The sequence below is a fragment of the Pseudomonas sp. MRSN 12121 genome (assembly GCF_000931465.1).
Lineage (GTDB): Bacteria > Pseudomonadota > Gammaproteobacteria > Pseudomonadales > Pseudomonadaceae > Aquipseudomonas.
Genome location: NZ_CP010892.1, coordinates 2736294 through 2760479, shown reverse-complemented (window position 1 = coordinate 2760479; position 24186 = coordinate 2736294). Strand labels below are relative to the sequence as shown.

Below are 24186 nucleotides of genomic sequence, written 5' to 3'. Positions count from 1 at the left end.
GATAGCGTCCTCGGCATCACCACAGCGGTGTCAGTCCAGACTCGCCCTCACCTTGCCCGCCACATCCTCGGGCAGCCACGCCTGCCACACCTGCGGATGGGCCTTGAGAAACGCCCGCGCCGCCTCCCGCGGCGGCGTGTGCTGCTCGCTCATCTCGGCCAGCGCCTTGTTCAGCGGCTCGATCGGCAGGTCGACCTTGGCGAAGACCGCGGCGATCTGCGGATACTGTTTCTGGAAGGGCATGGACACGCCGATGGACAGCTTCGAGGCCAGCGAACGCGTGGGCCGTGGGTTGGGGTTGCTCGCGTCGGTCAGGGTCTTCCAGGCTTCGGCGTCGAACGGCGGCTCTTGCAGCTGGACCAGCTTGAAACGGCCGATCAACGGCGTTGGCGACCAGTAGTAGAACAGGATCGGCTGGCCACGCCGGATCGCCGAGGTGATTTCCGCGTCCAGCGCCGCGCCGGAGCCGCTGCGGAAATTCACATAGCTGTCGCTCAGCCCGTAGGCCTTGAGCTTCTGCTTGTTCACCACTTCCGAGGTCCAGCCGATGGGGCTGTTGAGAAAGCGCCCCTTGCCCGGGCTTTCCGGGTCCTTGAACACGTCCTTGTAGCGCGCCAGGTCGGTGACGCTGCGCAGCTCCGGCGCCAGCGGCTCGATGCCCTTGGCCGGGTCGCCCTTGATCACGTATTCCGGCACCCACCAGCCTTCGGTCGCGCCCTTCACGGTGTCGCCCAGGGCGACCACCTTGCCTTCGGCTTCGGCCTTGACCCACACCGGGCTGCGTCCGGCCCATTCTTCGCCGATGACCTGGATATCGTTGCTGGCCAGCGCGGTTTCCAGGGTGATGGTGGTGCCGGGCAAGGTATCGGTCGGCAGGCCATAACCCTGCTCGACCAGGGTCCGCAGGATCTCGGTGATCAGGCTGCCGCTTTCCCAGTTCAGGTCGGCAAAGTGGATCGGCGCCTGTGCCGCCGAGGCGCCGGCCGGCGCCAGCACCAGGCCCAAACCCAACCCCAGGCCGAGCAGCGCGCCGCCCAGCAGTGTTCGCAATCCTTTCATGCCCGTGCACCTCGTGCCGTTCGCAGCGTTAGCAGGATGGTCGCGATCGACGATCGCCAGCCTCTGACAGAGACCGTACGCGGCAGGCCCGGTGTCGCCAGGAAGGCGTCCAGGGCACTGCCATTTTTCGTACGGACTTAGTTAAGTCATCTGACTGTAGTAGAGGTTCCTGCTTTCGAGACGGGCGTCTCAGTGTCCGGCCTGCTCCTGCAACTGCTGCAACTCGCGGCGCACCATGCTGGCGTATTCCGCCGGCTCCAGCGCATACAGCTGCGAGGCCACCCAAGCCAGCCAGGCCCCTTGCAGCTCGGCCTTGCGCGCGAAAAGGCGCCGGGCTTCGGCGTGGGCGCGCTCCTGGTGCTGCCGGTGGAAGTCGGCGCGGCTCACTCGCTGGCCTTGAAGCTCACCAACTCACCCTTGCGCCATTTGGCGGCCTTGCCGGTGACGGTCTTGAGGGTCTTGGTCAGGCCTTCCTGCAATTGCTGGTGGGCGGCGAATACCGTCACCACGCTGTGGCCTTCCTTGAACAGGATGGCGTGGCCGTCGGCAGTGTCGACAAAGGCGTATTCGCCCAGGCCGTAGACGGTCAGCTTGATCTCGCGAAAACGGATTTCGAACTTGCCGCCCTCACGGCTGGGCAGGACCGCCGCGCGGAAATGATCGCCGACCTTGAGTTCCAGGCGCGGCTTGTCGTCCACGACCATCGCCGACTCGGTGTCGATCTCGGCGATGTAGATGCCCTCGGGCGTCTGTTCGGCGATATAGACGAAACGCGATTGAAACTGCTTCACCAGCTTTGCGCGTAAATCGCCCAATACGAACAAAGCATGCATATCCAGATTACTTACTGCCAAGGAAAAGGTCCCCGAAGCTGAAATTGACTCTGTCCGCATAAAAGACGGACAGCAGAAAAAGGCGGCCGTGAAACGGCGCCGTCACTCCACATGAAAACGATATGAAAAGCCCCACCCGCCAACACGTAGGCGCAAACCCCGGCATGCCCCCGCCAGAATGATCGGAAGGACAACCGAGCCGCCTGGCCCGCATCAAGCGCAAAAGAAAGTGGTTCCGAACCGCCGAGAAAGCTGCACACTCACTGTTGATCGGCAAGGTTGCGCGATCCTGTCGTCACCTTGTTCGGGACGCGAATGCTGCAGGTAAAGATCGATCTCTGACTGCCGGAAGCAATTCTAGAGCAACTTTATGTATCCAGACCAACCCATCGGCCCGCAAATCGTTGAAAAAAACCTGTATCCGGGGCCCAGTCGCGGCCGGCATGACCTGGCTCAGTCCCCGCCAGAGCAATCAGCGCCATGCTGCCGTGACCCCGCCCACCCGTACTCTTCCCTCCCCCCACAGGAGCCAGCCATGACCGAATTCGATATAGGCGAGTTTTTCATCCATGGCGAGGCGCGCGACGTCGCCGGCGAATTCCAGGCCGTGATCGTGCTGCGCGCCAAGCCGCCCCTGCGAAGCCTCAGCCACCACCAGGTGGCCAGGGACCGCTGGTTCAAGACCGCGGAACTGGCCGAGGCCGCCGCCCGGGAAGCCGCCCTGGCGCTCAAGCAGGCGGTCGACCAGGGCGCCCTGGAGCCTTGACGCCCCGATCAAGGATCGCGCCGACCGGTCGATACAGGGGCGAGCCTTCATGTAGGACCTGCCGATGATCGACCTCACCTCCTCCGCCCGCCTGCCGTCCCTGGCCGAGTTCGCCCTGCCGGGCACGGCGGCCAGCGACAGTCCGGCCGACGATCCGCTCGACCTGCGCACGGCGATTGTCCGTGCGCGCAATGCCGTTCCCGACGGCGTGCTCGAAGCGAAAAAGAAACGCATCAAGCTGCTGCGCAAACAGATCGAACAATTGCAGCAGCGCCTGCGCAAGGCCAACGACCGCCTGGCGATGGTGCAGAGCGCGGCCCGGCACCGCGGGACGCCAGCGCACCTGCAAGCCTTGTCCGCCGCCCGGGCCCAGGCCCAGGCGGCCAGCAGCGCCCTGTCGATGGCCCAGGTGGCGCTGTTCCAGGCCGAAAGCGCGGTAATCGGCAGCGAGGTCTGACGCCCCGGCGAATCGATCGAACTCCTGGCCGCCCGCTGCCTCAGATACAAGGCAACGCCTGGATTGCCATCAAAGGAGAACACCATGGATTCGCCGACCCATGACCTCAAGGGGCTGTTCGATCAACTGGGCCTGGACTCCGGCCCTGGCGCCATCGACGCCTTCATCGCCCGGCATTCGCCGCTGCCCGAAGACCAGCGGATGATCGACGCGGACTTCTGGACGCCGCAGCAGGCGGCCTTTCTCAAGGAACAATTGCGCGAAGACGCGGACTGGGCGCGGGTGGTCGACGACCTCAACCTGCGCCTGCACCAGCGCCGCTAGGCCGAACGGCTGAAAAGCGGGTGGCCGATACTGTCCCGCGCCAGCTGCGCCAGCCAGGACGCCTGGCATTCCAGGGCTTCGTCCCGGCTGGCGAAGGGTGCGCCGCGGCGCTCGCCGTTGACCAGCACCACCCAGCACACATTCAGCCCGACCGCGCGAAAGGTGGCCGGTACACCGCTACCAATCATCACTGCGACATCGACTTTGCTTTGCATGAGGACTTCTCCAGGCAACTAGTTAGCTAGCTAACAATGTGCCTCATGTTAATCAGTTCCCTTGCTAGGAAAAAGCCATCCCTTGCACAGATTCGTTGCATGGCCGGTAACAATGGCCACCGGCCATACTTTAGCGCCCCGTAGGTTAAGCGAGGGTTATCACGTCGCCTGCTGCGGCTTGTAGCCCAGGCGCAGGCCGCCCCAATGCCGGCCCTTGACCCTGATCGGCACCGACAGGTCGTGCATCAGCTCGCCGGTATCGCGGGTGTAGGTCTGGAGCAACAGCGCCTGCTGGTGGCTGCCGCAGCGGATGCCGGTGCGGTCCTCGAACTTGCGCTTGGTGCGATTGTGCAGGGTGTCCAGCTGCGGATCGCCGGTCAGCGGCTGGGAGAACGCCAGGTTGTGGGTCGGCACATAGCCTTGGGGCGTACAGGCGATGGCGAACACCAGGCCTTCGTGGCGGGGCAGCAAGGGTTCCTGGATCGCCGGCAGCACCTGGTCGGCATAGCGGTCGAAGCGGGTCTGGTATTTCACCGGCCGGGTATTGGCGATCGGCTGGTAGTTGCGGTCGAACAGGTCGTCGAGGCCGATGCGGCCGGCGTCCAGGTCGGCCTCGAACTGCTCGGCGATACGCCGCGCGCCTTCCTGGGCCAGGTCGTAGATGCGTTGGTGGTAGTCGTCCAGGCCGACCGCCGCCAGGCGCTCGCTGATGACTTCCGCCTGCCCTTCCATCTGCACCGCCGCTTCGGCCAGCCGGCGGGTCTGCTGATCGCTGACCGCCAGGTCGGCACGCACTTGTTCCACGGCATGGAACAGGCTGTCCAGCTGCTGGCGATTGGTCTCGGCGCCACGGGCGATCTCGCCCACCTGGTTCTCCACGCCGGCCGCCAGCCGGGCAATGTTGCGCAGGTGCTGGCCGGTGTGTTCGACCTGCGCCACCCCGGTGCCCAGATCGTCGGACAGCAGGCGGATCTGCTCCACCACTTGCGCGGTACGTTGCTGGATATCGCCGACCATCACCCCGACCTCTTCGGTGGCAGTCGCCGTGCGCCCGGCCAGCCCGCGCACCTCGTCGGCCACCACCGCGAAACCGCGGCCGTGCTCGCCGGCCCGCGCCGCCTCGATGGCGGCGTTCAGCGCCAGCAGGTTGGTCTGGCTGGCGATCGACTGGATCACCAGCGCCACGCGCTGGATGTCTTCGCTGCGCTGGCTCAGGGCCTCGATCAGCTCGCGGCTGTCGTTGGCACTCTGGCTGAGACGGTGCATGCGGGCGATCGATTCTTCCAGCACCGCGCTGCCTTCGGCGCTGCTGCGATGGGCTTCGCTGGCCGCGCCCAGGGCCTGCTGGCTGAGCTGCGCGGCCAGTTGCTCGGTATGGATCATGGCTTCGGCGCTGCTGACGATGCGCGCCGCCGAATCCAGTTGCGACTGCACCCTGGCCGCCAGCTGCTGCACCGAGTAGGCCACCCCGGCCGCCGCCAGCGCATTGTGGCTGGTGCTGTGGGACAGGTCGCGGGTCAGCGCGGCCATCTCGCCGTGGTCGACCGGGCTCGCCGGCGGTGCGGCGCGCCCGGGCAGGCGCGGCAGCCAGACGATGCACAGCGCAAGCGGCACGGCGACATAGAGCGCAAGCGGCCCCAGGGCCAGGGCATACAACAGCAGGATCAAGGCCCCGCTCTGCAGGGCTGGAAGCTGCCAGCGCCAGGTGGTCCGGGCGGCGGGCAGCGGTTGCGCCATGGCCGTTGGCAAGGATCCGTCTTGCATCGTCATTACCCCACGCATTTCTAATTATTTGATCGCGATTAAACGCCACTAAAAAGCCATTATCCATGGTTCCTTAGTCGCAGTTTTGCAGCAGATCAATGGAAATACGGGGGGTTGCGCAGGGGCCGTGAAGCACTCGGGAACGACTCGCGGGCAAGCCCGCGGCCCCAGGCGCGTCGGCGGCCATGGGGCGGGGCTTGCCCGCGAGGCAGAGAAGTCTTGGCGATCAGGCCTGACGCTGGTGCTTGTCGATCTGCTCGTGGCGTTCCTGAGCTTCGATGCAGTACTTGGTGGTCGGGCTGATCAGCAGGCGCTTGAGGCCGATCGGCTCGCCGCTGTCGTCGCACCAGCCGAAGCTGTCGTCGCTGATCCGGCCCAGGGCCTGTTCCAGTTGCGGCAGCATGCGCTGGTCGCGGTCGATGGCGTTGACCAGCCAGGTGCGCTCTTCTTCCACGGAAGCGGCGTCGGCGGGATCGGCCGGGCTGTCCAGGCTTTCGATGGCGACGCGGTTCTGCTCGATGCGCTCGTGGGTTTCGACCTTCATGGCCTGCAACAGCTCAGTGAAAAAAGCCAGCTGCTCGGCATTCATGTAGTCATCCGCCGGCATGGCCAGCAACTTTTCCTTTGTCATTGATTTCTCTATAAAAAATACGTGCATTAAGGCGAATTAAAGCTGTTTTCCGTGCCCCCTTTCGGGGCATCGGAAAGGCGCCGTACATTCCAAGCGCCACCCGGCACTCAATTTACGAAGGGGCGGCAGTCTAAGGCCCGTTTGAGGCCTCAGCAACTGAAATGACATCGAATTTGTCCGACAAGCCCTGAAAGCCCGCCAGGGCTGGCTTTGGCGGCGGTTATCGGAGTGCGTTTATAACAAGAAATTCCATCGACCGGGGTCTTTTAGAAGACAAACGGCAGCGGCAGGCGCCGAAAAGGGCCTGCCGCTGCCGTGATACCTACCCTTGTAGGAGCGCAGCTTGCGCGCGATAGCGTCCTGCCAGTCCCTCATCCGTTGACTGGCCCACCGCCATCGCGCGCAAGCTGCGCTCCTACATATAAGGCATATAAGGCAGAGGGATCAGCGCTTGGCTTTGCGCTTGTTGCGGTACTGGTCGATGACCACCGCGATCACGATGATCAGGCCCTTGATGATGTCCTGGATATAGGCATCGACACCGACGAAGGTGAAGCCGCTGGCCATCACCCCGAGGATCAGCGCGCCGATCACGGTGCCGGTGATGCGCCCCACCCCACCGACCAGGCTGGTGCCGCCGATCACCGCCGCGGCGATCGCGTCCAGCTCGTAGGACATGCCCATCCCCGCCTGCCCGGTCGCCGCCCGCGCCGAGGCCACCACCCCGGCCAGGCCCGCCAGCAGCCCGGCGATGCTGTAGACGATCACCAGGTGGCGCTTGACGTTGATCCCCGAGGTCCGCGCCGCCTGCATGTTGCCGCCGATGGCATAGGTGTACTTGCCGTACTTGGTGTAGCGCAGGGCGACATGGAAGATCACCGCCACCACCAGGAAGATGATCACCGGCATGGCGCCATGGCCGATGGCGGTGTAGGAATCCGAGAGCATGCTGATCGGCTGGCCTTCGGTGTAGTAGCGCGCCAGGCCGCGTGCCGAGACCATCATGCCGAGGGTCGCGATAAAGGGCGGGATGCCGGTGATGGCAATGATGCTGCCGTTGATCGCCCCGGCCAGCAGCCCGACGCCGAGCCCGGCCAGCACCGGGATCCACACCGGCAGGTCGGTCAGCGATGGGAACACCGCGCGGGTGAAGTCCGAGGTCTGCGCCAGGCTGGCGGCGATCATCGCCGACAGCGCCAGCACCGAGCCGGACGACAGGTCGATGCCGGTGGTGATGATCACCTGGGTCACGCCGATGGCCAGCAGGCCGATGATCGACACCTGGAGGATCATCAGCACCAGGCGCTGGGAGTTGAGCAGGAAACTCTGGTCACGCACGATCCAGCCGAACAGTTCGAACACCAGCCCGATGCCGATCAGCACCAGGAAGATGCTCAGCTCGGTGGGCAGGCGCCGGCGCGTTCTGGCCGGTGCCGCCGTGGGTTTGTTTTCCAGTATCGCGTTCATAGCCCTTCACCTTCTTCTTGTATGGCCCGCGGCAGGCAGGTCCCGCCGACGGCCTTGATCCGTTTAGTGAACCAGCGCCATGCCGGAAGCCAGTTGCATCACCCGTTCCTGGGTCGCCTCGTCGCGGTCGAGGGTGCCCATCAGCTCGCCCTCGTGCATGACCATCACCCGGTCGCTCATGCCCAGCACCTCCGGCAGCTCCGAGGAAATCATGATCACCGCCATGCCCTCGCCGGCGAGGTAGGCGATCAGTCGGTAGATCTCGGCCTTGGCGCCGACGTCGATGCCGCGGGTCGGCTCGTCGAGGATCAGCACCCGCGGGTTGGTCATCAGCCAGCGCGCCAGCAGCGCCTTCTGCTGGTTGCCGCCGGACAGGGTGTCGATGCACTGCTCCAGGGACGGGGTCTTGACCCGCAGCTTCCGGCACATGTCCTCGCACAGGGCGCGCAGGGCCTTCTGCTGGATGAAACCGTTGCCGGCGTAGTGCGGCAGCACCGCCATCTCCATGTTTTCCAGGACCGACAGGCACGGGAACAGGCCGCTGAGCTTGCGGTCCTCGGTCAGCAGGGCGAAGCCCTTGTCGATGGCCGTGTGCGGGTCGCCGATGCGCAGCGGCTGGCCGTCGAGGCGAATCTCGCCGCCGTCGCTGGGGGTGATGCCGAAAATCGTCTCGGCGATGTTGGTGCGGCCCGAACCCATCAGCCCGGCGATGCCGAGGATCTCCCCGGCGTGCAGGTCGAACGACACCCCGGAAAACACCCCGTCCAGGCGCAGGTCGCGCACCGACAGCAACAGCTCGCCGATGGGCTTCTCGCGCACCGGGAACAGCTGGCTCAGCTCGCGACCGACCATCATCGAGATCAGGCTGTCGCCATCCAGGCTGTCGGCGCGCTGCAGGCCGATATAGGCGCCGTCGCGGAACACCGCCACCTCGTCGGCGATGGCGAACACTTCGTTCATCTTGTGAGTGATATAGATGATGCCCTTACCCTGGGCCTTGAGGTCGGCGATGATCGAGAACAGGTGCGCCACTTCCTTGTCGGTAATGGCCGAGGTCGGTTCGTCCATGATCAGGATGTCGGAATCGTAGGACACCGCCTTGGCGATCTCGACCATCTGCCGCTCGGCGATGCTCAGGTTGCCCACCTGCTCCTCGGGGTCGAGGTCGATGCGCAGGCGCTCCAGCAGTTGCGCGGTGCAGCGATGCATCTCGCGATGATCGATCATGTGCAGGCCGTTGAGCTGCTCGCGGCCGATCCAGATGTTCTCGGCGATGCTCATGTGCGGCATCAGGTTGAGTTCCTGGTGGATCATCGCGATCCCCGCCTGCAGCGCCGCCAGCGGTGTCTCGAAGTTCACCCGCCGGCCCTTGAGCCGCAGCTCGCCGGCGTCCGGCTGGTAGATCCCGGCGATGATCTTCATCAGGGTCGACTTGCCCGCGCCGTTCTCCCCCATCAGCGCCAGCACCGTGCCGGGGCGCACCCGCAGCTGCACATCGGACAGGGCGACGACACCCGGAAAGCCCTTGCTGACGTTGATGACTTCCAACAGGTAGGGCTGCCCGGACACAGGCTGGGCGGACGGGGCGGCGGGCTGGGCAGCCGCCCGCGGGATCTTCGAAGCAGACGCTGAAACGAACATGGTCGGGTACTCCATCCGCCGGGCAACCGGGCTGCCCGGACGGCTTGTGATTGGGAAGACGGATCGGTGGCGCCGGGCTATTTGAACTGGGCGACGTTTTCCGGGGTGATCAGCCGGTAAGGCACCCACACCGCCTGTTCCACCGGCTCCTTCTTGACCATCTTCACTGCGGTCTCGATCGAGCCGTCGGCCTGGCCCTTGGCGTCCTGGAACACCGAGACCGCCAGCTCGCCCTTCTGCACCGCGCGCAGGCCGTCGGGGGTGCCGTCGACACCGGCGATCAGCACGCTGCCCTTTTCCACCCCGGCCTGTTTCAGGGCCATGGCGGCGCCGATGGCCATCTCGTCGTTGTTGGACACCACCGCGTTGAACTGGCGGCCCTGGGTCAGCCAGTCGTTGACCAGGGTCATGGCCTTGTCCCGCAGCCAGATGCCGGTCTGCTCCTGCTCGACCTTGATCCCCGGGTACTTGGCCAGCACTTCCTTGACGCCCTTGGTGCGGTTGGTGGTGGAGTTGTTCGCCAGGTCGCCCAGCAGGATCACGATCTCACCCTTGCCGCCCAGCTTGTCGGCCAGGTACTGCATCTGCATCTGCCCGGCCTCCAGGTCGTTGGAGGCCACGGTGACCACGCCCTGGGGCAGGTTCAGGTCGTCCGGGCGGCGGTTGACGTAGACCAGCGGAATCCCGGCCTTGACCGCCGCCTCGGTGATCTTGCGGGTGGCCGCGGTGTCCACCGGGTTGACCACGATGGCGTCGACCTTCTGGCTGATGAAGCTCTCCACCTGGCTCAACTGCTTGACCACATCGGCGCGGGCGTCCTCGAACTGCAGGGTGACGCCGTCCGGCAGGGACTTGGCCTTGCGGTCCATGGATTCACGCAGGTAGGTCAGCCAGGTGTCGTCGAACTGCGACATGCTCACGCCGATCCTCAGGTCGGCGAGCGCCGTGCCGCTGCCCAGCAGCAGGAACAGGGCCAGCGTGGCGAAACGGGTCTTGGTTTTCATGAAAGGTCTTTCTCCACATTCTTGTAGGTTTTATGGATAAGGCGCAGAAACCACTCAGTGAGGCAGGCGCACGATCGGCGCGCCGGGCATGCAGCACACCAGCGTCCCCCGGCGCTCGACGCACAGCAGACGGACCAGGGACTGGAAGAAGGACGCCGGCCGCGAGGCCTGGCGAGCGGGCGACTGGCGGGACGCCAGCGCGGGTTGGAACGGGACAGAACGAAAGGTTTTCATCGACGGCACCTGTTTTGTTTTTGTCGGCGGGTGGCGCTCGCCTCCGGATGGCCCTGAGGGGGCTTCGGAGTCGGCGCGACCCTGCTGGTCGGCAACCTGGAAATGACTTTATTGGAAAATAATTTCTATATCAACTCATTTTAGAATTTTATTCTAAATCGATTCCGGGCCCGTAAACACGGGCATTTCCACCACCCGCCGCTGCTCCCAGCTCAGGCGCGCGGCGTCCAGCACCCGGGTGGTCGCCAGGGCATCGGCCGGCGCCACCGGCAGCGGTCCCTGCCCTCGCAGCACCGCCTGCCACTGTCGATAGAACTGCAACCAGTCGCCGCGCTCGGAAGCCACCCGCTCGCGCACTTCGCCCTGCTCGAACCAGCCCCAGCGCCGGTGTTCCTCGACGCCCCAGCGCTCGCCCTCGGTGTGCGGCGACAGGCCGGCGACCAGCGCCTGCTCCTGGCCGTCCAGGCCCTCGACCGTGTAGCAGCCCGCCGAACCGCTGACCCGCAGGCGCGGCCCCTGGCAGTTCTGCAGACAACTGCCGGACACATGCGAAACCACCCCGCCGGCATGGCTCAAGGAAAGGAAAAAACCGTAGTCACAGGTCGGCGCCTGGGCGGCGTACTGCAGTTCGGCATACACCCGCGTGACCGGACCGAACAGCAGCAAGGCCTGGTCCACCAGGTGGCAGCCCAGGTCCCGCAGGAAACCGCCGCCGCTGGTATTGCCCACCGCCTCGGGCGCATAGCGCTCGACCCGCGACTCGAAACGGCTGACGCGGCCCAGGGCGCCGGCCTCGATCAGCTTGCGCAGGGTGAGGAAGTCCGAATCCCAGCGCCGGTTCATGTACACGCTCAGCGGCACCTGGCGGGCCGCGGCCGCGTCGATCAGCGCCTGCGCCTGCTTGGCGTCGCTGGCGAAGGGCTTGTCGCTGACCACCGGGATACCGCGCTCGATGGCTTCCAGCACCAGCGCTTCGCGGCCTTACAGCGGGGTGGAAATCACCAGCCCGTCGACCCCGGCCGCGACCAGTTGCGCCAGGCTGTCGAAGGCCGGCACCCCGGGGTGCTCCGCCGCCAGCAAGCGCCGGCGCTCGGCCGACAGGGTGACCACCCCGACAAAAGTCGCGCCGGGCAGGCTGGCGATCAAGGGCGCATGAAAATGCCGGCCGCCATGGCCGTAGCCCACCAATCCGATTCGCATCAAACAGCCTCCTTATATAGAACCTGCGATCTCGTCCCCGTAGGAGCGAGGCTTGCCCGCGATGCACTCGAGGACGCTGCGTTGCGTCAGGCAATACGCGTCATCGTTAACGGTTATCGCGGGCAAGCCTCGCTCCTACGGATTTGGCCAACGTCAGGCGTAGAAGGCCGGGCGCGGCGGCTGTTCGATCCTGACGATCTGCCCGCTGCCCTGGGCTTGGATACAGGCGTCGGCGGCCACCGCCGCGGCGTAGCCGTCCCAGGCCGACGGGCCACCCACCTGCCCCGCCCGCACGCCGTCGATAAAGGCTTGCAGCTCGACGTCGTAGGCGGCGATGAAGCGGTCCTTCCAATCCATCAGGATCGCGTTGGACAGCTTGGCCTCGCTGCGCAATTGCACCTGCGACGGTTCCGGCAATCGGGCGATGCCGGTTTCGCCCACCACTTCGCACTGGATGTCGTAGCCGTACTGGCAATTGACGAAGACCTCGACGTCGATCCGCGTACCGCGGGCGGTTTCCAGCAGCACCACCTGCGGGTCGCGCAGGTGCGCCAGGGCCTTGCTCGACTTGCGCGGGAACACCACCTGCACCGACACGTAGTCGTCGGCCAGCAGCCAGCGCAGCACGTCCAGCTCGTGGATCAGGGTATCGGTGATCGCCATGTCGGTCTTGTAGTTCTCGCCGACCCGCGGGTTGCGGTGGGCGCAGTGCAGCATCAGCGGCTCGCCGATCCGGCCGCTGTCGATCACCGCCTTGAGGGCGCGGTAGCCGGCATCGTAGGGACGCATGAAACCCACCTGCACCAGGCGCTTGCCATGGGCCATCTCGGCTTCGACTATCTGGCGGCAGCCGGCGGCGGTCACCGCCAGGGGCTTCTCGCAGAACACCGGCTTGCCGGCGGCGATGGCGGCCAGCACGAATTCCTCATGGCTCGGGCCCCAGGAAGTGACCAGCACCGCCTCGACCTCCGGCGCCCGGATCAGCGCCTGGCCGTCGGGATAGACCTCCGCGGCGATCTGCAACTCGGCCACCACCCGGGCGGCCTGCTCCAGGTTGATATCGGTGACCGCCACCACCTGGCTGCCCAGCAGGGTCTGGCTGCAACGACGGATATGGTCCTGGCCGATGGCCCCGGTACCGATGACGCCCAGTTTCAAGGACATGGAACGACTCCTGTGATGATTCGCTGGAAAAAGTTCGTTGGAAAGCCTTCGTTGGAAAGCGCTCAGTACTGCCGGGCCTTGGCCAGGCGTTCGTTGAGTTGCCTGGCCGCCGCGTCGGTGCGGGGACTGGTGGACACCTGCGCCACCCCGACCCGCCACCAGGACAGGTAGTTGTGGATCATGGTCTTGGGCAGGACCTTGATATCGATCAGGGTCGATACCGTCTGGGTCCGCGCATCGGCCAGGGCCGCCCGCAGCTCTTCGACGGTCTTGACCTTGTAGGTCTTGCAGCCGTAGGCCGCCGCGCTCATGGCGAAGTCCACCGGCACCAGGCCGCCGTCGAGCTTGTCGGTCCCAGGGTTGCGGAAGCGGAACTCGGTGCCGAAGCTGTCCATGCCATTGCCCATCTGCAGGTTGTTGATGCAACCGAAGGCCATATTGTCCAGCAGCACCACGTTGATCTTGCAGCGCTCCTGGATCGAGGTCGCCAGCTCCGAATGCAGCATCAGGTAGGAACCGTCGCCCACCAGGGCATAGACCTCGCGCGCCGGCTCGGCGAGCTTGACCCCCAGCGCCGCGTTGACCTCGTAGCCCATGCAGGAATAACCGTACTCCAGGTGATAGGTGTTCACCCCCTTGCTGCGCCAGCTGCGTTGCAGGTCGCCGGGCAGGCTGCCGGCGGCGGCGACGATCACCGCGTCGTCGGCCAGGGTCTGGTTGAGCACCCCGAGCACCCGGCTCTGGGTCAGGCAGGAGCCGGTCAGCTCGATGAATTCGCGCAGCACCGCCGGGTCCAGGTGGTCGGCGATCTCCGGGACGAAACCGTCGGCGTGGTATTCGACCTGGTGGAGCCGGTCCACCTCGGCGTCCAGTTGCGCCCGCGCCGCGCCGACCTGCGTGCCCCAGGCCGCCTGGTAACCGCTGCGCGCCAGGGCCTGCGCCAGCCCGTCCAGGCCCACCCGGGCATCGGCCAGCAGTTGCACGCCGTCGAGCTTGAGCGCATCGCAGGGGCTGATGTTGAGGTTGAGAAACTGCGCGTCGGCACGGAACAGCGACTTGGAACCGGTGGTGAAATCGCTGTAGCGGGTGCCGACGCCGATGATCAGGTCCGCCTCTTGCGCCAGCAGGTTGGCCGCCAGGCAGCCGGTCTCGCCGATGCCGCCGACGTTCAGCGGGTGGCTGGAAACCACCGCGCTCTTGCCGGCCTGGGTTTCGGCGAAGGGAATGGCAAAACGCTCGGCGAACGCCTGCAACGCCGCGTTGGCCTCGGAATACTTGACCCCGCCGCCGCAGATCAGCAGCGGCTTGCGCTTGCCGGCAAAGGCCGCCACCGCGTCGTCGAGCATGGCCGCGGTGGGCGGCCGGCGTTCGATGCGGTGCACGCGTTTTTGCAGGAAGGCGTCCGGGTAGTCATAGGCCTCGGCCTGCACGTCCTGGGGCAGCGCCAGGGTCACCGCGCCGGTTTGGGCCGGGTCGGTGAGCACGCGCATGGCGTGGATCGCCGCGCTCATCAACTGCTCGGGACGGTTGATCCGGTCCCAGTATTGGCTCACCGCCTTGAAGGCATCGTTGGTGCTGATGCTCAGGTCGTGGAACTGTTCGATCTGTTGCAGCACCGGGTCCGGCTGGCGGCTGGCGTAGACGTCGCCGGGCAGCAACAACAGGGGAATACGGTTGGCGCTGGCGGTCGCCGCGGCAGTCAGCATGTTCGCCGCGCCCGGGCCCACCGACGAGGTGCAGGCGTAGATCTTGCGCCGCAGGTGCTGCTTGGCGAAGCCGATGGCAGCGTGGGCCATGCCCTGCTCGTTACGCCCCTGGTGCACCCGCAGCCCGCCGCTGTCCTGCTCCAGGGCCTGGCCCAGGCCGAGCACGTTGCCATGGCCGAAAATAGTGAAGACCCCGGCGACGAATTTGCTCTGGACCCCATCGACCTCGACGTACTGGTTGTCGAGGAATTTCACCAGGGCCTGGGCCATGGTCAATCGTGTCGTAGTCATGCTGCACCTTGCTCAATACGGTGAAGGTTGGCGCCCTTCCCTGTAGGAGCGAAGCTTGCTCGCGATGGACGCTAACGATGACGCGATCTGCCTGGAGAAACGCGGTACATCTGAATTCATCGCGAGCAAGCTTCGCTCCTACAGGTATCAGGCCAGGGCGTGTTTGAGATGGTCGATGCTGGCGCCGAGGGCCTGGCGGATGTCCGCGAGCCCGTGGACGCTATCGGCGAACGGCTCGAACGACAGGTAGCCGCTGTAGCCGCGCGCCAGCAGGGTCTCGATCTGAGTCCGGTTGCCGAGGATGTCGCCCTTGCCCACCAGCACCCGGTGGCCGTCGCGGATGTTCGCCAGCGGCACCTCGCGCTCCTCGACCCCGGAGATATGCACCAGCCCGGTCAGCTCGGGGAAGAACTCCTGCTCCCCGGCCAGGTGATGGTGGAAGGTGTCGTGCACCAGGCGAAACACATCCAGCCCGCCGCAGGCACGGATCGCCTCCAGCGCCTTGCGCTTGCGCCGCAGGGCGCATTCCGCGAACCCCAGGGGCTCGATAAAACCGAGGATCCCGTGCTCGCGCAGGATCGGCGCCAGCTCGCTCAACGCCAGGCGCAGGCCGGCGTTGCGCTCGGCCGCGTCGCGGCTGTCGGCGCGATCGTTGAGCGGGCACATCACCAGGCCCCGGGCGCCGCAGTCGCGGGCATAGGCGGCGAGGTTCAGGGCCTGGGCGCGACGCTCGTCGTTCCACACATCGAAGGGATACAGCGCATTGATCGACAGCACCTGGATGCCCCGGGCCGCGCACAACTGGCGCACCTGCTGCGGCGGCGTGCCGTCTTCGATTTCCACGCCGGCAAGGTCGTTGCGCAGCTCGATGGCATCGGCTTTCAAGGCCGCCGCCAGCTCGATGAATTCGGGCAGGGGCAAACGCGGGGCAACCATGCGGTTGAGGGCGAAACGCAGGGGCTGGCTCATTATTCTTGTTCTCCTGGGTAACGGGTCGGCGGGTTACTTGGCGGTCGGCATGCTGAACTCTGGGCCCTTGGCGATGCTGTCCGGCCAGCGTTGCATCACGCTCTTGTAGCGGCTGTAGAAGCGCAGGCCCTCCTCGCCATAGGCGTGGTGGTCGCCGAACAGCGAGCGCTTCCAGCCGCCGAAGGAATGCCAGGCCATGGGCACCGGGATCGGCACGTTGATGCCGACCATGCCGACCTTGATGCTGCGGGCGAAGGCCCGGGCCACGCCGCCGTCGCGGGTGAAGCAGGACACGCCGTTGCCAAACTCATGGGCGTTGATCAGGGCCACCGCGCTGGCGAAATCCGCCACCCGGACGATGCCCAGCACCGGGCCGAAGATCTCCTCCTTATAGATGCTCATCTCGGTCGTCACGCCGTCGAACAGCGTGGCGCCGACAAAGAACCCCTGCTCCGCCCCCGGCACCTTGAAGCCGCGGCCGTCCACCAGCAGTTGCGCGCCCTGGGCCACGCCCTGGTCGATGAAGCCCTCGACCCTGGCCTTGTGCTCGGCGGTCACCAGGGGGCCCATGTCGCTGTCGCCCTGCAGGCCGTTGCCGATCTTCAACTGGTCGATGCGCGGGCGCAGCTTTTCGATCAGCCGGTCGCCGACCTCGCCCACCGCCACCGCGATGGAGATCGCCATGCAGCGCTCGCCGGCCGAACCGTAGGCGGCACCGATCAGCGCATCCGCCGCCTGGTCGAGGTCGGCGTCGGGCATCACGATCATATGGTTCTTGGCCCCGCCCAGGGCCTGCACGCGCTTGCCCCGGGCGGTGCCCTCGCGGTGGATGTACTCGGCGATCGGGGTCGAGCCGACGAAGGAAATCGCTTCGATGTCCGGGTGCTGCAACAGCCCGTCCACCGCCGCCTTGTCGCCCTGGACCACGTTGAACACGCCGTCGGGCAGCCCCGCTTGGGTCAGCAGCCGGGCCAGCAGCAGGCTGGCGGAAGGGTCGCGCTCGGACGGCTTGAGGATGAAGCAGTTACCGGCGACCAGGGCCAGCGGGATCATCCACAGCGGCACCATCACCGGGAAGTTGAACGGCGTGACCCCGGCGCACACGCCCAGGGGCTGGCGCAGGTTCCAGTTGTCGATGCCGCCGCCGATGTTGTCGCTGAAATCGGTCTTCAGCAGGCTCGGCGCGCCGCAGGCGAACTCGACGATTTCGAGGCCGCGGGTCACTTCGCCATGGGCGTCGGACAGCACCTTGCCGTGCTCGCGGGTGATGATCCGGGCCAGCTCGTCATGGTGCTGGTCGAGCAATTCCTTGAACCTGAACATCACCCGCGCACGGCGCAGCGCCGACTGTTCGGACCAGGCCGGAAAGGCCCTGAGCGCCGAAGCCACGGCGGCGTCCACGGTCTGCGGGCTGGCCAGGGCGACCCGGGCCTGCACTTCGCCTGTGGCCGGGTTGAACACCTGGGCGAAACGCTCGCCGCTGTCCTGCACCTGGCCGTCGATGTAATGGCCGATTACCGGGGCGTCACTCATTATTCTTGTTCTCCATGGGAAGGTCGGACCTCAGAGATCCAGCAGCCAGCTGTGCTGCGGATCGTTATGGAACTGCCAGACCCGCTTGGGCCCGGCCATGACGTTCAGGTAATAGGATTCGTAGCCGTAGGGCACGCTGACCGGGTGGTAACCCTTGGGCACCACCACCAGGTCGTGGTGCTCCACGGCCATGGCCTGGTCGATGCGGCGATCGTCGGTGTAGACCCGCTGGAACACGAAGCCCTGGGGCGGGTTGACCTGGTGGTAGTAGGTCTCTTCGAGAAAGCTCTGGTGCGGCAGGTCGTCGGTGTCGTGCTTGTGCGGCGGGTAGCTGGAGGAGTGCCCGGACGGCGTGCGCACCTCCACCACCAGCAGCGAATGCGCCGGCTCGCTGTCCGGCAGGATGTCGCACACATAGCGAGTGTTGGCGCCCTTGCCGCGCACGCTGCGCTTCATGTTTTCGGGACGGATCAGCCGCGGGCCGAGGCCGTTTGCGGTAGAACCGGGCGCGGCGCAGACGGCGATCTGCACATCGCTCAGCGCCGTGACCTGGGCCTGGCTGCCGGGCGGCAGGTAGACGGCGAACGGCGATTTGTCCTCGAACACCGATTGCCGGTCGCCGAGGTTGTCCCAGGCGAACCCGCCCTGCCCCGGCGCCTCGCCCTGGATGCCGATGCGGCCGCTGAGCAGCACCAGGCAAAGCTCCCGGTCGCCGGCAGCGACCGGCAGTTTTTCGCCCAGGCTCAGGCGGTAGGCGGCGAAGCCCACATACTCCAGGGCGCCTTCAGCCAGCTGCACCATGGTCCGGCCCTTGGCCGCGCTTTTCACCAGCAGGCTCATTGTCCAGTCCTCGTATCGAGCAGCCCGCGCAAGGTCTCATACCCCTTCTTGGCGTAGAGGTAGCTGGGGGCCACGGCCGGGTCCTGCTCGGCTTCCACCACCAGCCAGCCCTGGTAACCGGCGGCCAGCAGTTCGTCCAGCAGCGCGGCGAAATCGATGTCGCCGTCCCCCGGCACGGTGAAGGTGCCGTTGACGATGCAGTCGGGAAAGCTCCACAGGTTGTTGCGCGCCAGTTGCACCACCGGCTTGCGCACGTCCTTGAAGTGCACGTGGCAGATGCGGTCGATGTGCTTGCGCAGCACTTCCAGGGGTTCGCCGCCGCCCATGTAGCAATGGCCCGAGTCGAACAGCAGGCCGACTTCGCTGCCGGTCAGGCGCATCAGTTGGTCGATGTCCGCCGGCGATTCGACGTAGGCGCCCATGTGGTGGTGATACGCCAGGCGCACGCCCTGGGACAGGGTGAAGCGCGCCAGTTCCGTGAGCTTGTCGGCGTACGCCTGCCAGGCCTGCTGGCTGTGAAAGCGCGGGCGCTCCACCAGGGGAATGCGCTGGCCCTGGATCGAGTCGGCGACCTCGCCGTAGACCAGGACCTTGGCGCCGTTCTGCGCCAGCAGCTGGACATGGCTGGCGATGGCGTCGATCTCCTCGGCCACCGAGCGCCGCGCCAGTTGGCTGGAATACCAGCCCGAGACCAGCGCCAGGCCATAAGGCCGCAGCACGTCGCCCACGCCCTTGGCGTCCTTGGGGAACTTGCCGTTGAGTTCGAAACCTTCGTAGCCGATCTCCTGGCCTTCACTGAGCGCCGTGCTCAAGGGCGTTTCGCCCCCCAGGGACGGCAGGTCGTCGTTGCTCCAGGAAATCGGGTTGATGCCAATTCGGATTGCGGGCATGGCTGCACCTTTTATTGTTTTCCAACCAGTTCTGAAAATTCCCACCCGCTAGCCCCGCCGCTGTAATCGACGTAGCCCCTGTAGCCGCTGCCGAGCCTCGGTGAGGCTGCGATCGGTGGCGAAGCCGCCGCCGGCGATGTACCTGGCAAAACGCGTTGGCAGGTTTTGCGAGCGCTACGCGCTCGATCGCAGCCTCGCCGGGGCTCGGCAGCGGCTACAGGGTTTTGCGTTCACGTTTCAGATTCGGTTTTGCGTTCGGGTTTACGTTCGGGTTTTGTGTTCGGGATCAGCCACGCGCGGCGCGCCAGGCGTCGATCAGCTCGACGAAGGTCGCCTGCACCCGGCGGATCAGGGTTTCGTCGTCGATCTCGCTGGCCAGCCAGGCGCGGCTCGGTTCGTGGAAGATCGTGCGGCCCACGGCGAAGCCGCGGCAGGTGCGGCTGTCGGCGGCCTGGCGGAAACCCTCGGCCAGGGCTGCCGCCGGGGCGTTGAGGCCCAGCAGCACCACGCCGCGGCAATAGGGGTCACGCGCCTCGATCAACTCATCCAGCCGCTTCCAGTCTTCGGCGCTCTGCGTCTCGATCTTCCACCAGGCCGGATAGATGCCCAGGTTGTACAGGCGCTTGAGGGCGCGATAGAGCACGTCCGGGTGCGCGCCGGGCAGGTCCTTGGGCGGAATGACTTCCAGCAGCAGCTCATGGCCGCTGGCCTGGGACGCCTGGTACAGGCCCTTGAGCTGCGCTTCCTGTTCCAGGCGCAGCAGCGGTTCGTCGTCGGGGTGGTACTGCACCAGGCACTTGATGATCTGTTCCTGGGGCCAGGCGATCAGGTTGCTGCCGATCGAGCGCCCATGCTCGAAGGCCAGCGGCCGCGAGCCCTGCACCTCCACCGGCCGCGCCACCCACCAGCCGCGGCCGGTGGCGGCGTTCAGCGAGTCCTGGCCGAAACGCTGGTCGGCCAGCAGGCCGACGTCGGCGGCGATGCCCTGCTCACGCAAATCGGCCTCGACCCGCTCCACCGCCTGGATGAACAGCTGCTTGAGCTGGCCGATGGCCTTGAGCTCGCGCCCGCCCTTCTGCGCCAGTTCCACCAACTGCCCGCGATGGTCGAAGGCGAAGATGAACAGCTGCTTCCAGGTCTTGCGCGGCACGCTGACCTGATGCAGGCGCTGCAGGGTCGCGTCCTGGTCCGGCCGGGTGATCGGCACCGGGCTGTTGAACAGATAATCCAGTTCGGCGCGGGTCGGCATCGCCGGCGCACAGGCATGGCGCGACACCACCAGGCCACCGCAGGCATTGGCCAGCTGGCAGCAGCGCTCGTCGCTGGCCTCCTCCAGCCAGCCCCTGAGAAACCCGGACATGAACGCATCGCCCGCCCCCAGCACGTTGAGCACTTCGACCCGCACTCCCGGGTAGATGGCGCCCTCTTCCAGGCGCGCCGGAATCGCCCCGTGGATCACCGTGCAGCCCTGGGGGCCGAGCTTGACCACCAGGGTCGCGGCAGTCAGCTCGCGCACCCGGCGCAAGGCGCCGAGCAGGTCCTGGCTGCCGCCGGCGATGAGGAATTCTTCTTCGGTGCCGACGATCAGGTCGAAGCGCGGCAGGATCTTCTGCACATGCTGGCTGACGTTGCGGTCGGCGACAAACCGGGTCTCGCCGTCGGCCTTGCCCGCCAGGCCCCAGAGCACCGGGCGGTAGTCGATGTCGAGCACCCGCCGGACGTTGTGCCGCTCGGCGTACTCCAGGGCCTGCAGGCTGGCCTGGTACACGCCGTCGGTGGAGAAATGGGTGCCGGTGATCAGCAGCGCCTTGCTCGAGGCGATAAAGGCTTCGCTGATGTCTTCGGCGCGCAGCGCCATGTCGGCGCAGTTCTCGCGGTAGAACACCAGGGGGAAGGTTTCGCGGTCCTTGAGCCCGAGCAAAACCAGGGCGGTCAGGCGTTGCGGGTCGACCTTGATCGCGCTGACGTCGCAGCCTTCGCGGGCCAGGGACTCCACCAGGAAACGCCCCATGTGATCGTCGCCGACCCGGCTCAGCATCGCCGAGCGCAGGCCCAGGCGCGCGGTGCCGAAGGCGATGTTGGCGGACGAGCCGCCCAGGTACTTGGCGAAGCTTGTGACATCTTCCAGCCGGGCCCCGACCTGCTGTGCGTAAAGGTCGACGCCCAGGCGTCCGAGGCAAATCAGATCCAATTGACGCCCACTGGCAAAACGAGTCTGGCCCATGCTGGCTCCTGTTATTTTTATCAGCCTGCGCGTGGCACCGAGGAAGGCGCCGAACGCTCTTGGTGGATGCAGACTAAAACGTTCACCGGCACCAATCAATATTTTTTCTATAAATTTTTTACGTGGAATATTTTTTCCAATAAACTTTTTCAAGGCCGGTCCAGGCAGCGTGCATCGTTTCAGCAGGCTGCCGGCGGCTCGGCGTCTCAAGATTTTCCCCGCGCCGACCCTGTAGACTGCGCACAGCCCACCTATTGTCAGGGAACGGAAGAACAGGCCCGTTCCCGTCCAGTAACAGCCAGACAGCACATGCCAGAAGGATTGCCTATGTCCCGCACCGATCAGCCGGCCATGAACGAGAACCTGCCAGACAGCGACCTCGCCAGCCCCCCGGTCAACGCCGAGCGCCTGCTGCAGCTGATCACCCAGGAATACGAAAGCCTGCCGCGCCAGCTCAAGCGCATCGCCAGCTACATGAGCCAGCAGAGCGACCGGATCATGGTCGACCGCATCAGCGACATCGCCCGCGAATGCGAGGTGCACCCGTCGGCCATCGTGCGCTTTTCCCAGCGCTTCGGCTTCAGTGGCTTCAGCGAAATGCAGGCGCTGTTCCGCGAGGCCTACACCCACAAGACCACCCCGGTTCAGAACTACCAGCAGCGCATCCGCAGCATGATCGCCAACAAGTCGCAGAAGGCCAGCGGCGGCGACCTGGCGCGCGAATGCATCAATGCCACCCTGTCGGGCATCGAGCGCCTGGGCCTGGAACTGGACGACACGGCGTTCGACCGGGCCGTGGACCTGGTGGTCAACGCCGACAACATCTACGTGGTCGGCGTGCGCCGCTCGTTCGCCGTGGCCGACTACCTGGTGTACAACCTGCAGCACACCAACAAGCGCATCCACCTGGTCTCGGGCCTGGGCGGCAGCTACCGCGAGCAGATGCGCAGCATCCGCCCCAACGACCTGGTGATCGCCATCAGCTTCACCCCCTACGCCAAGGAGACCCAGCACTGCCTGCGCATCGCCCAGCACCACCAGGCCAAGACCCTGATCATCACCGACAGCACCCTGTCGCCCCTGGCCAAGCGCGCCAACACGGTGCTGCTGGTCAACGAAGGCAGCTCCTTCGCCTTCCGCTCCCTGAGCGCCACCCTGTGCCTGTGCCAGGCGCTGTTCATCGCCGTGGCCTACCGCCTGGAACTGAAGGTCGACGAGATGCATGAACAGGCAGGGTTCGAGGACTAGCCGGGGAATGGCGAGTGCGGGGCACTCGCCTTCCCTCCCCTACACGTTGTTCTTCTGGATTCTGGATTCGAACGTACTGGAACCTATGAATCTCGAAAGACGGTCCATCGATATCTGCCGATTGCCTTCACCACAGCTGATACCCCGCCTACTACCCTTCTTTCCGATTACCGTACCCGCTAACAATTCGACGGCCACCCCGGCATAGCCGGTACACCGGTACAGGTGCCGGTCTACACAGGCGTTACGCTGACACCGCTTGAGATCAAGGCCGTGCCCCTGCCGGCAATTGATCAGATGGATATCCGGGACGCCATTTACGTTTACCCAGCAGATTCGGGCCTCCCACCAATTTATGTCGTATTCAATAGTCCATACAAAAGAGCAACAACCAAAGGAATATTCAGTGATCGGATATATAACCCCGAAAAGGCAGGAGGCCCTATCCAAAACCTGGACTGGACAATAGTGACAGTAACTCAGAATGGGATTAGCCTCGTCAAATTGCATACTAGTAGGTTTCCACCATCAGATGCGAACAAAATAATGGCGGAGCTATTTGGAATAACACCCATACGGCGACGTTAGAGGACTACAAATTGAAAGATGCCTTTAACTTACTCTACACGCCCGAAGCAATAGAGGCTGACAACACACAAGTTGAGAGGGAACATAAATGAGCACCATCAGCACAATTATAAGTTCAGAGACTCCTAGAGATGTCCTTCTTTTTCTGACCGGAGGTGAAAATGGTATTTCTTATCCAAGGCTGGATGGACTCTATAACAGGAATGACTGGGTTAACATTTCAAGCAATATCGAACTTTTAAAACTGGTTGACACAATGATTGCCGAGGGATTAATCAAGCACACCGATGGAGCTTTAAGAAAAGGCCCAATGTGGAAGACCCCGGAGTTCATCGCGCAAAATAAATACATCTTTAAATAAAGCGTTACGCCCTTAAAGAAGAGCCCGGTCCATGCTGGGTTTTTCTTTTCCTCGGAAGAGAGGCTTATGGGCAAGCCCGGACCTTGCCGCTACAGTTATCGCTGCCCGCTCAGCCCCTACAAGGAAATGCTCAATGAAACTCATCGGCATGCTCGACTCGCCCTACGTACGCCGCGTCGCCCTGACCCTCAAGCGCCTGGAAATTCCGTTCGAGCATGAGGCGCTGTCGGTGTTTCGCACCTTCGAGCAGTTCCAGCAGGTCAACCCGGTGGTCAAGGCGCCGACCCTGGTCTGCGACGACGGCACGGTGCTGATGGATTCGAGCCTGATCATCGACTACTTGGAGGCCCTGGCCGGCCGCAGCCTGTTGCCGGCGGCGCCCCAGGCGCGGGCCCGCGACCTGCGGTTGATCGGCCTGGCCCTGGCGGCGTGCGAGAAGTCGGTGCAGATCTACTACGAGTACCAGCTGCGCCCCGCGGAGAAACAGCACGAGCCGTGGCTGGAGCGGGTTCGCGGGCAACTGGCGGCGGCCTATGGCGAGCTGGAAAAGGAACTGGAGAAGCGCCCGCTGGCCACCGACGGCGGCATCGATCAGGCCGGCATCAGCCTGGCCGTGGCCTGGAGCTTTACCCAGCTGGTGGTGGCCGAGCATCTGGAGGCTGCGCGGTATTCCCGGGTCAAGGCGTTCGCGCAGTACGCCGAAGGGTTGGAGCTGTTTGTCAGTACGCCGTTGGTTTGAGGCCACGCGGTGTTTCAGGGACACCGCGTGATTGTTGA

At 65.1% G+C, this 24186-nt stretch carries 24 protein-coding genes and 2 pseudogenes; 8 read left to right on the top strand and 18 right to left on the bottom strand.

The features are described from left to right. Positions 1–30: 30 nt before the first annotated feature. The 3 genes from TO66_RS12690 to TO66_RS12680 form a co-directional block, all read right to left on the bottom strand. Positions 31–1059, bottom strand: coding sequence for an ABC transporter substrate-binding protein (locus tag TO66_RS12690; RefSeq protein WP_044462642.1), 1029 nt, complete (start codon positions 1057–1059; stop codon positions 31–33). Between the two features lie 189 nt (positions 1060–1248). Continuing rightward, entirely contained in the window at positions 1249–1446 is a 198-nt protein-coding gene (locus TO66_RS12685) for a hypothetical protein (protein ID WP_044462641.1), read from the bottom strand. Beyond that, positions 1443–1892 (bottom strand): hypothetical protein, encoded by a 450-nt coding sequence (locus tag TO66_RS12680; RefSeq protein WP_044462640.1) that lies wholly within the window; start codon positions 1890–1892, stop codon positions 1443–1445. The genes TO66_RS12685 and TO66_RS12680 overlap by 4 nt, the downstream gene beginning before the upstream one ends. A gap of 535 nt (positions 1893–2427) precedes the next feature. On the opposite strand from TO66_RS12680, the gene TO66_RS12675 reads away from it, so the two are divergent. The 3 genes from TO66_RS12675 to TO66_RS12665 all read left to right on the top strand — a co-directional run bounded on the left by TO66_RS12675 (position 2428) and on the right by TO66_RS12665 (position 3439). After that, complete coding sequence (locus TO66_RS12675; protein WP_044462639.1) at positions 2428–2658, top strand: hypothetical protein; 231 nt, start codon at positions 2428–2430, stop codon at positions 2656–2658. Between the two features lie 64 nt (positions 2659–2722). Next, a complete protein-coding gene (locus TO66_RS12670; RefSeq protein ID WP_044462638.1) occupies positions 2723–3115 on the top strand; it encodes a hypothetical protein in 393 nt (130 codons plus the stop codon). Positions 3116–3199: 84 nt separating this feature from the next. Further along, entirely contained in the window at positions 3200–3439 is a 240-nt protein-coding gene (locus TO66_RS12665; RefSeq protein ID WP_044462637.1) for a DUF2789 domain-containing protein, read from the top strand. On the opposite strand, the gene TO66_RS12660 is transcribed toward TO66_RS12665, so the two are convergent. The 15 genes and pseudogenes from TO66_RS12660 to iolC form a co-directional block, all read right to left on the bottom strand. Continuing rightward, a complete protein-coding gene (locus TO66_RS12660) occupies positions 3436–3654 on the bottom strand; it encodes a hypothetical protein (RefSeq protein ID WP_044462636.1) in 219 nt (72 codons plus the stop codon). The genes TO66_RS12665 and TO66_RS12660 overlap by 4 nt on opposite strands. Before the next feature lie 159 nt (positions 3655–3813). Beyond that, on the bottom strand, positions 3814–5037 hold the full coding sequence (locus tag TO66_RS12655; RefSeq protein ID WP_409077192.1) for a methyl-accepting chemotaxis protein: 1224 nt from the start codon (positions 5035–5037) through the stop codon (positions 3814–3816). Between the two features lie 607 nt (positions 5038–5644). Next, positions 5645–6049, bottom strand: coding sequence for a TraR/DksA C4-type zinc finger protein (locus tag TO66_RS12650; RefSeq protein ID WP_044462634.1), 405 nt, complete (start codon positions 6047–6049; stop codon positions 5645–5647). Positions 6050–6493: 444 nt separating this feature from the next. Next, positions 6494–7516, bottom strand: a complete 1023-nt coding sequence (locus TO66_RS12645) for an ABC transporter permease (RefSeq protein WP_044462633.1) — start codon at positions 7514–7516, stop codon at positions 6494–6496. Positions 7517–7579: 63 nt separating this feature from the next. Further along, positions 7580–9157: a sugar ABC transporter ATP-binding protein gene (locus TO66_RS12640; RefSeq protein ID WP_044462632.1), complete on the bottom strand. Its 1578-nt coding sequence runs from the start codon at positions 9155–9157 to the stop codon at positions 7580–7582. A gap of 77 nt (positions 9158–9234) precedes the next feature. Continuing rightward, positions 9235–10161 (bottom strand): sugar ABC transporter substrate-binding protein, encoded by a 927-nt coding sequence (locus TO66_RS12635; protein WP_044462631.1) that lies wholly within the window; start codon positions 10159–10161, stop codon positions 9235–9237. A 54-nt stretch (positions 10162–10215) separates the two neighbouring features. Further along, on the bottom strand, positions 10216–10395 hold the full coding sequence (locus TO66_RS32565; protein ID WP_082061078.1) for a hypothetical protein: 180 nt from the start codon (positions 10393–10395) through the stop codon (positions 10216–10218). 140 nt (positions 10396–10535) lie between these two features. Continuing rightward, a pseudogene (locus tag TO66_RS12630) lies at positions 10536–11595 on the bottom strand (Gfo/Idh/MocA family oxidoreductase). Between the two features lie 153 nt (positions 11596–11748). Beyond that, the gene (locus tag TO66_RS12625; protein ID WP_044462630.1) at positions 11749–12759 is read right to left on the bottom strand and encodes a Gfo/Idh/MocA family protein; all 1011 of its coding nucleotides are present in this window, start codon (positions 12757–12759) and stop codon (positions 11749–11751) included. A gap of 62 nt (positions 12760–12821) precedes the next feature. Beyond that, on the bottom strand, positions 12822–14756 hold the full coding sequence (gene iolD / locus TO66_RS12620) for a 3D-(3,5/4)-trihydroxycyclohexane-1,2-dione acylhydrolase (decyclizing) (protein WP_044462629.1): 1935 nt from the start codon (positions 14754–14756) through the stop codon (positions 12822–12824). A gap of 147 nt (positions 14757–14903) precedes the next feature. Then, positions 14904–15725 (bottom strand): TIM barrel protein, encoded by an 822-nt coding sequence (locus tag TO66_RS12615; protein ID WP_044462628.1) that lies wholly within the window; start codon positions 15723–15725, stop codon positions 14904–14906. 33 nt (positions 15726–15758) lie between these two features. Beyond that, positions 15759–17258: a CoA-acylating methylmalonate-semialdehyde dehydrogenase gene (locus tag TO66_RS12610; protein WP_044462627.1), complete on the bottom strand. Its 1500-nt coding sequence runs from the start codon at positions 17256–17258 to the stop codon at positions 15759–15761. A gap of 30 nt (positions 17259–17288) precedes the next feature. Continuing rightward, positions 17289–18098, bottom strand: coding sequence for a 5-deoxy-glucuronate isomerase (iolB, locus tag TO66_RS12605; protein ID WP_044462626.1), 810 nt, complete (start codon positions 18096–18098; stop codon positions 17289–17291). Further along, positions 18095–18988, bottom strand: a complete 894-nt coding sequence (gene iolE / locus TO66_RS12600) for a myo-inosose-2 dehydratase (RefSeq protein WP_044462625.1) — start codon at positions 18986–18988, stop codon at positions 18095–18097. The genes iolB and iolE overlap by 4 nt, the downstream gene beginning before the upstream one ends. 286 nt (positions 18989–19274) lie before the next feature. Further along, positions 19275–21212: a bifunctional 5-dehydro-2-deoxygluconokinase/5-dehydro-2-deoxyphosphogluconate aldolase gene (iolC, locus tag TO66_RS12595; protein ID WP_044462624.1), complete on the bottom strand. Its 1938-nt coding sequence runs from the start codon at positions 21210–21212 to the stop codon at positions 19275–19277. Here iolC and TO66_RS33340 point away from each other — a divergent pair. The 5 genes and pseudogenes from TO66_RS33340 to TO66_RS12585 all read left to right on the top strand — a co-directional run bounded on the left by TO66_RS33340 (position 21211) and on the right by TO66_RS12585 (position 24148). Further along, complete coding sequence (locus TO66_RS33340) at positions 21211–21447, top strand: hypothetical protein (protein ID WP_156162065.1); 237 nt, start codon at positions 21211–21213, stop codon at positions 21445–21447. The genes iolC and TO66_RS33340 overlap by 2 nt on opposite strands. 92 nt (positions 21448–21539) lie before the next feature. After that, a complete protein-coding gene (locus TO66_RS12590) occupies positions 21540–22460 on the top strand; it encodes a MurR/RpiR family transcriptional regulator (RefSeq protein ID WP_044462623.1) in 921 nt (306 codons plus the stop codon). A gap of 126 nt (positions 22461–22586) precedes the next feature. Then, positions 22587–23140, top strand: a pseudogene (locus TO66_RS32560) (S-type pyocin domain-containing protein); the annotation flags it as partial. Continuing rightward, on the top strand, positions 23137–23409 hold the full coding sequence (locus TO66_RS32555; RefSeq protein ID WP_082061077.1) for a hypothetical protein: 273 nt from the start codon (positions 23137–23139) through the stop codon (positions 23407–23409). The pseudogene TO66_RS32560 and the gene TO66_RS32555, both read left to right, overlap by 4 nt. A 133-nt stretch (positions 23410–23542) precedes the next feature. After that, entirely contained in the window at positions 23543–24148 is a 606-nt protein-coding gene (locus TO66_RS12585; protein ID WP_044462622.1) for a glutathione S-transferase N-terminal domain-containing protein, read from the top strand. The last annotated feature ends 38 nt before the right edge of the window (positions 24149–24186 follow it).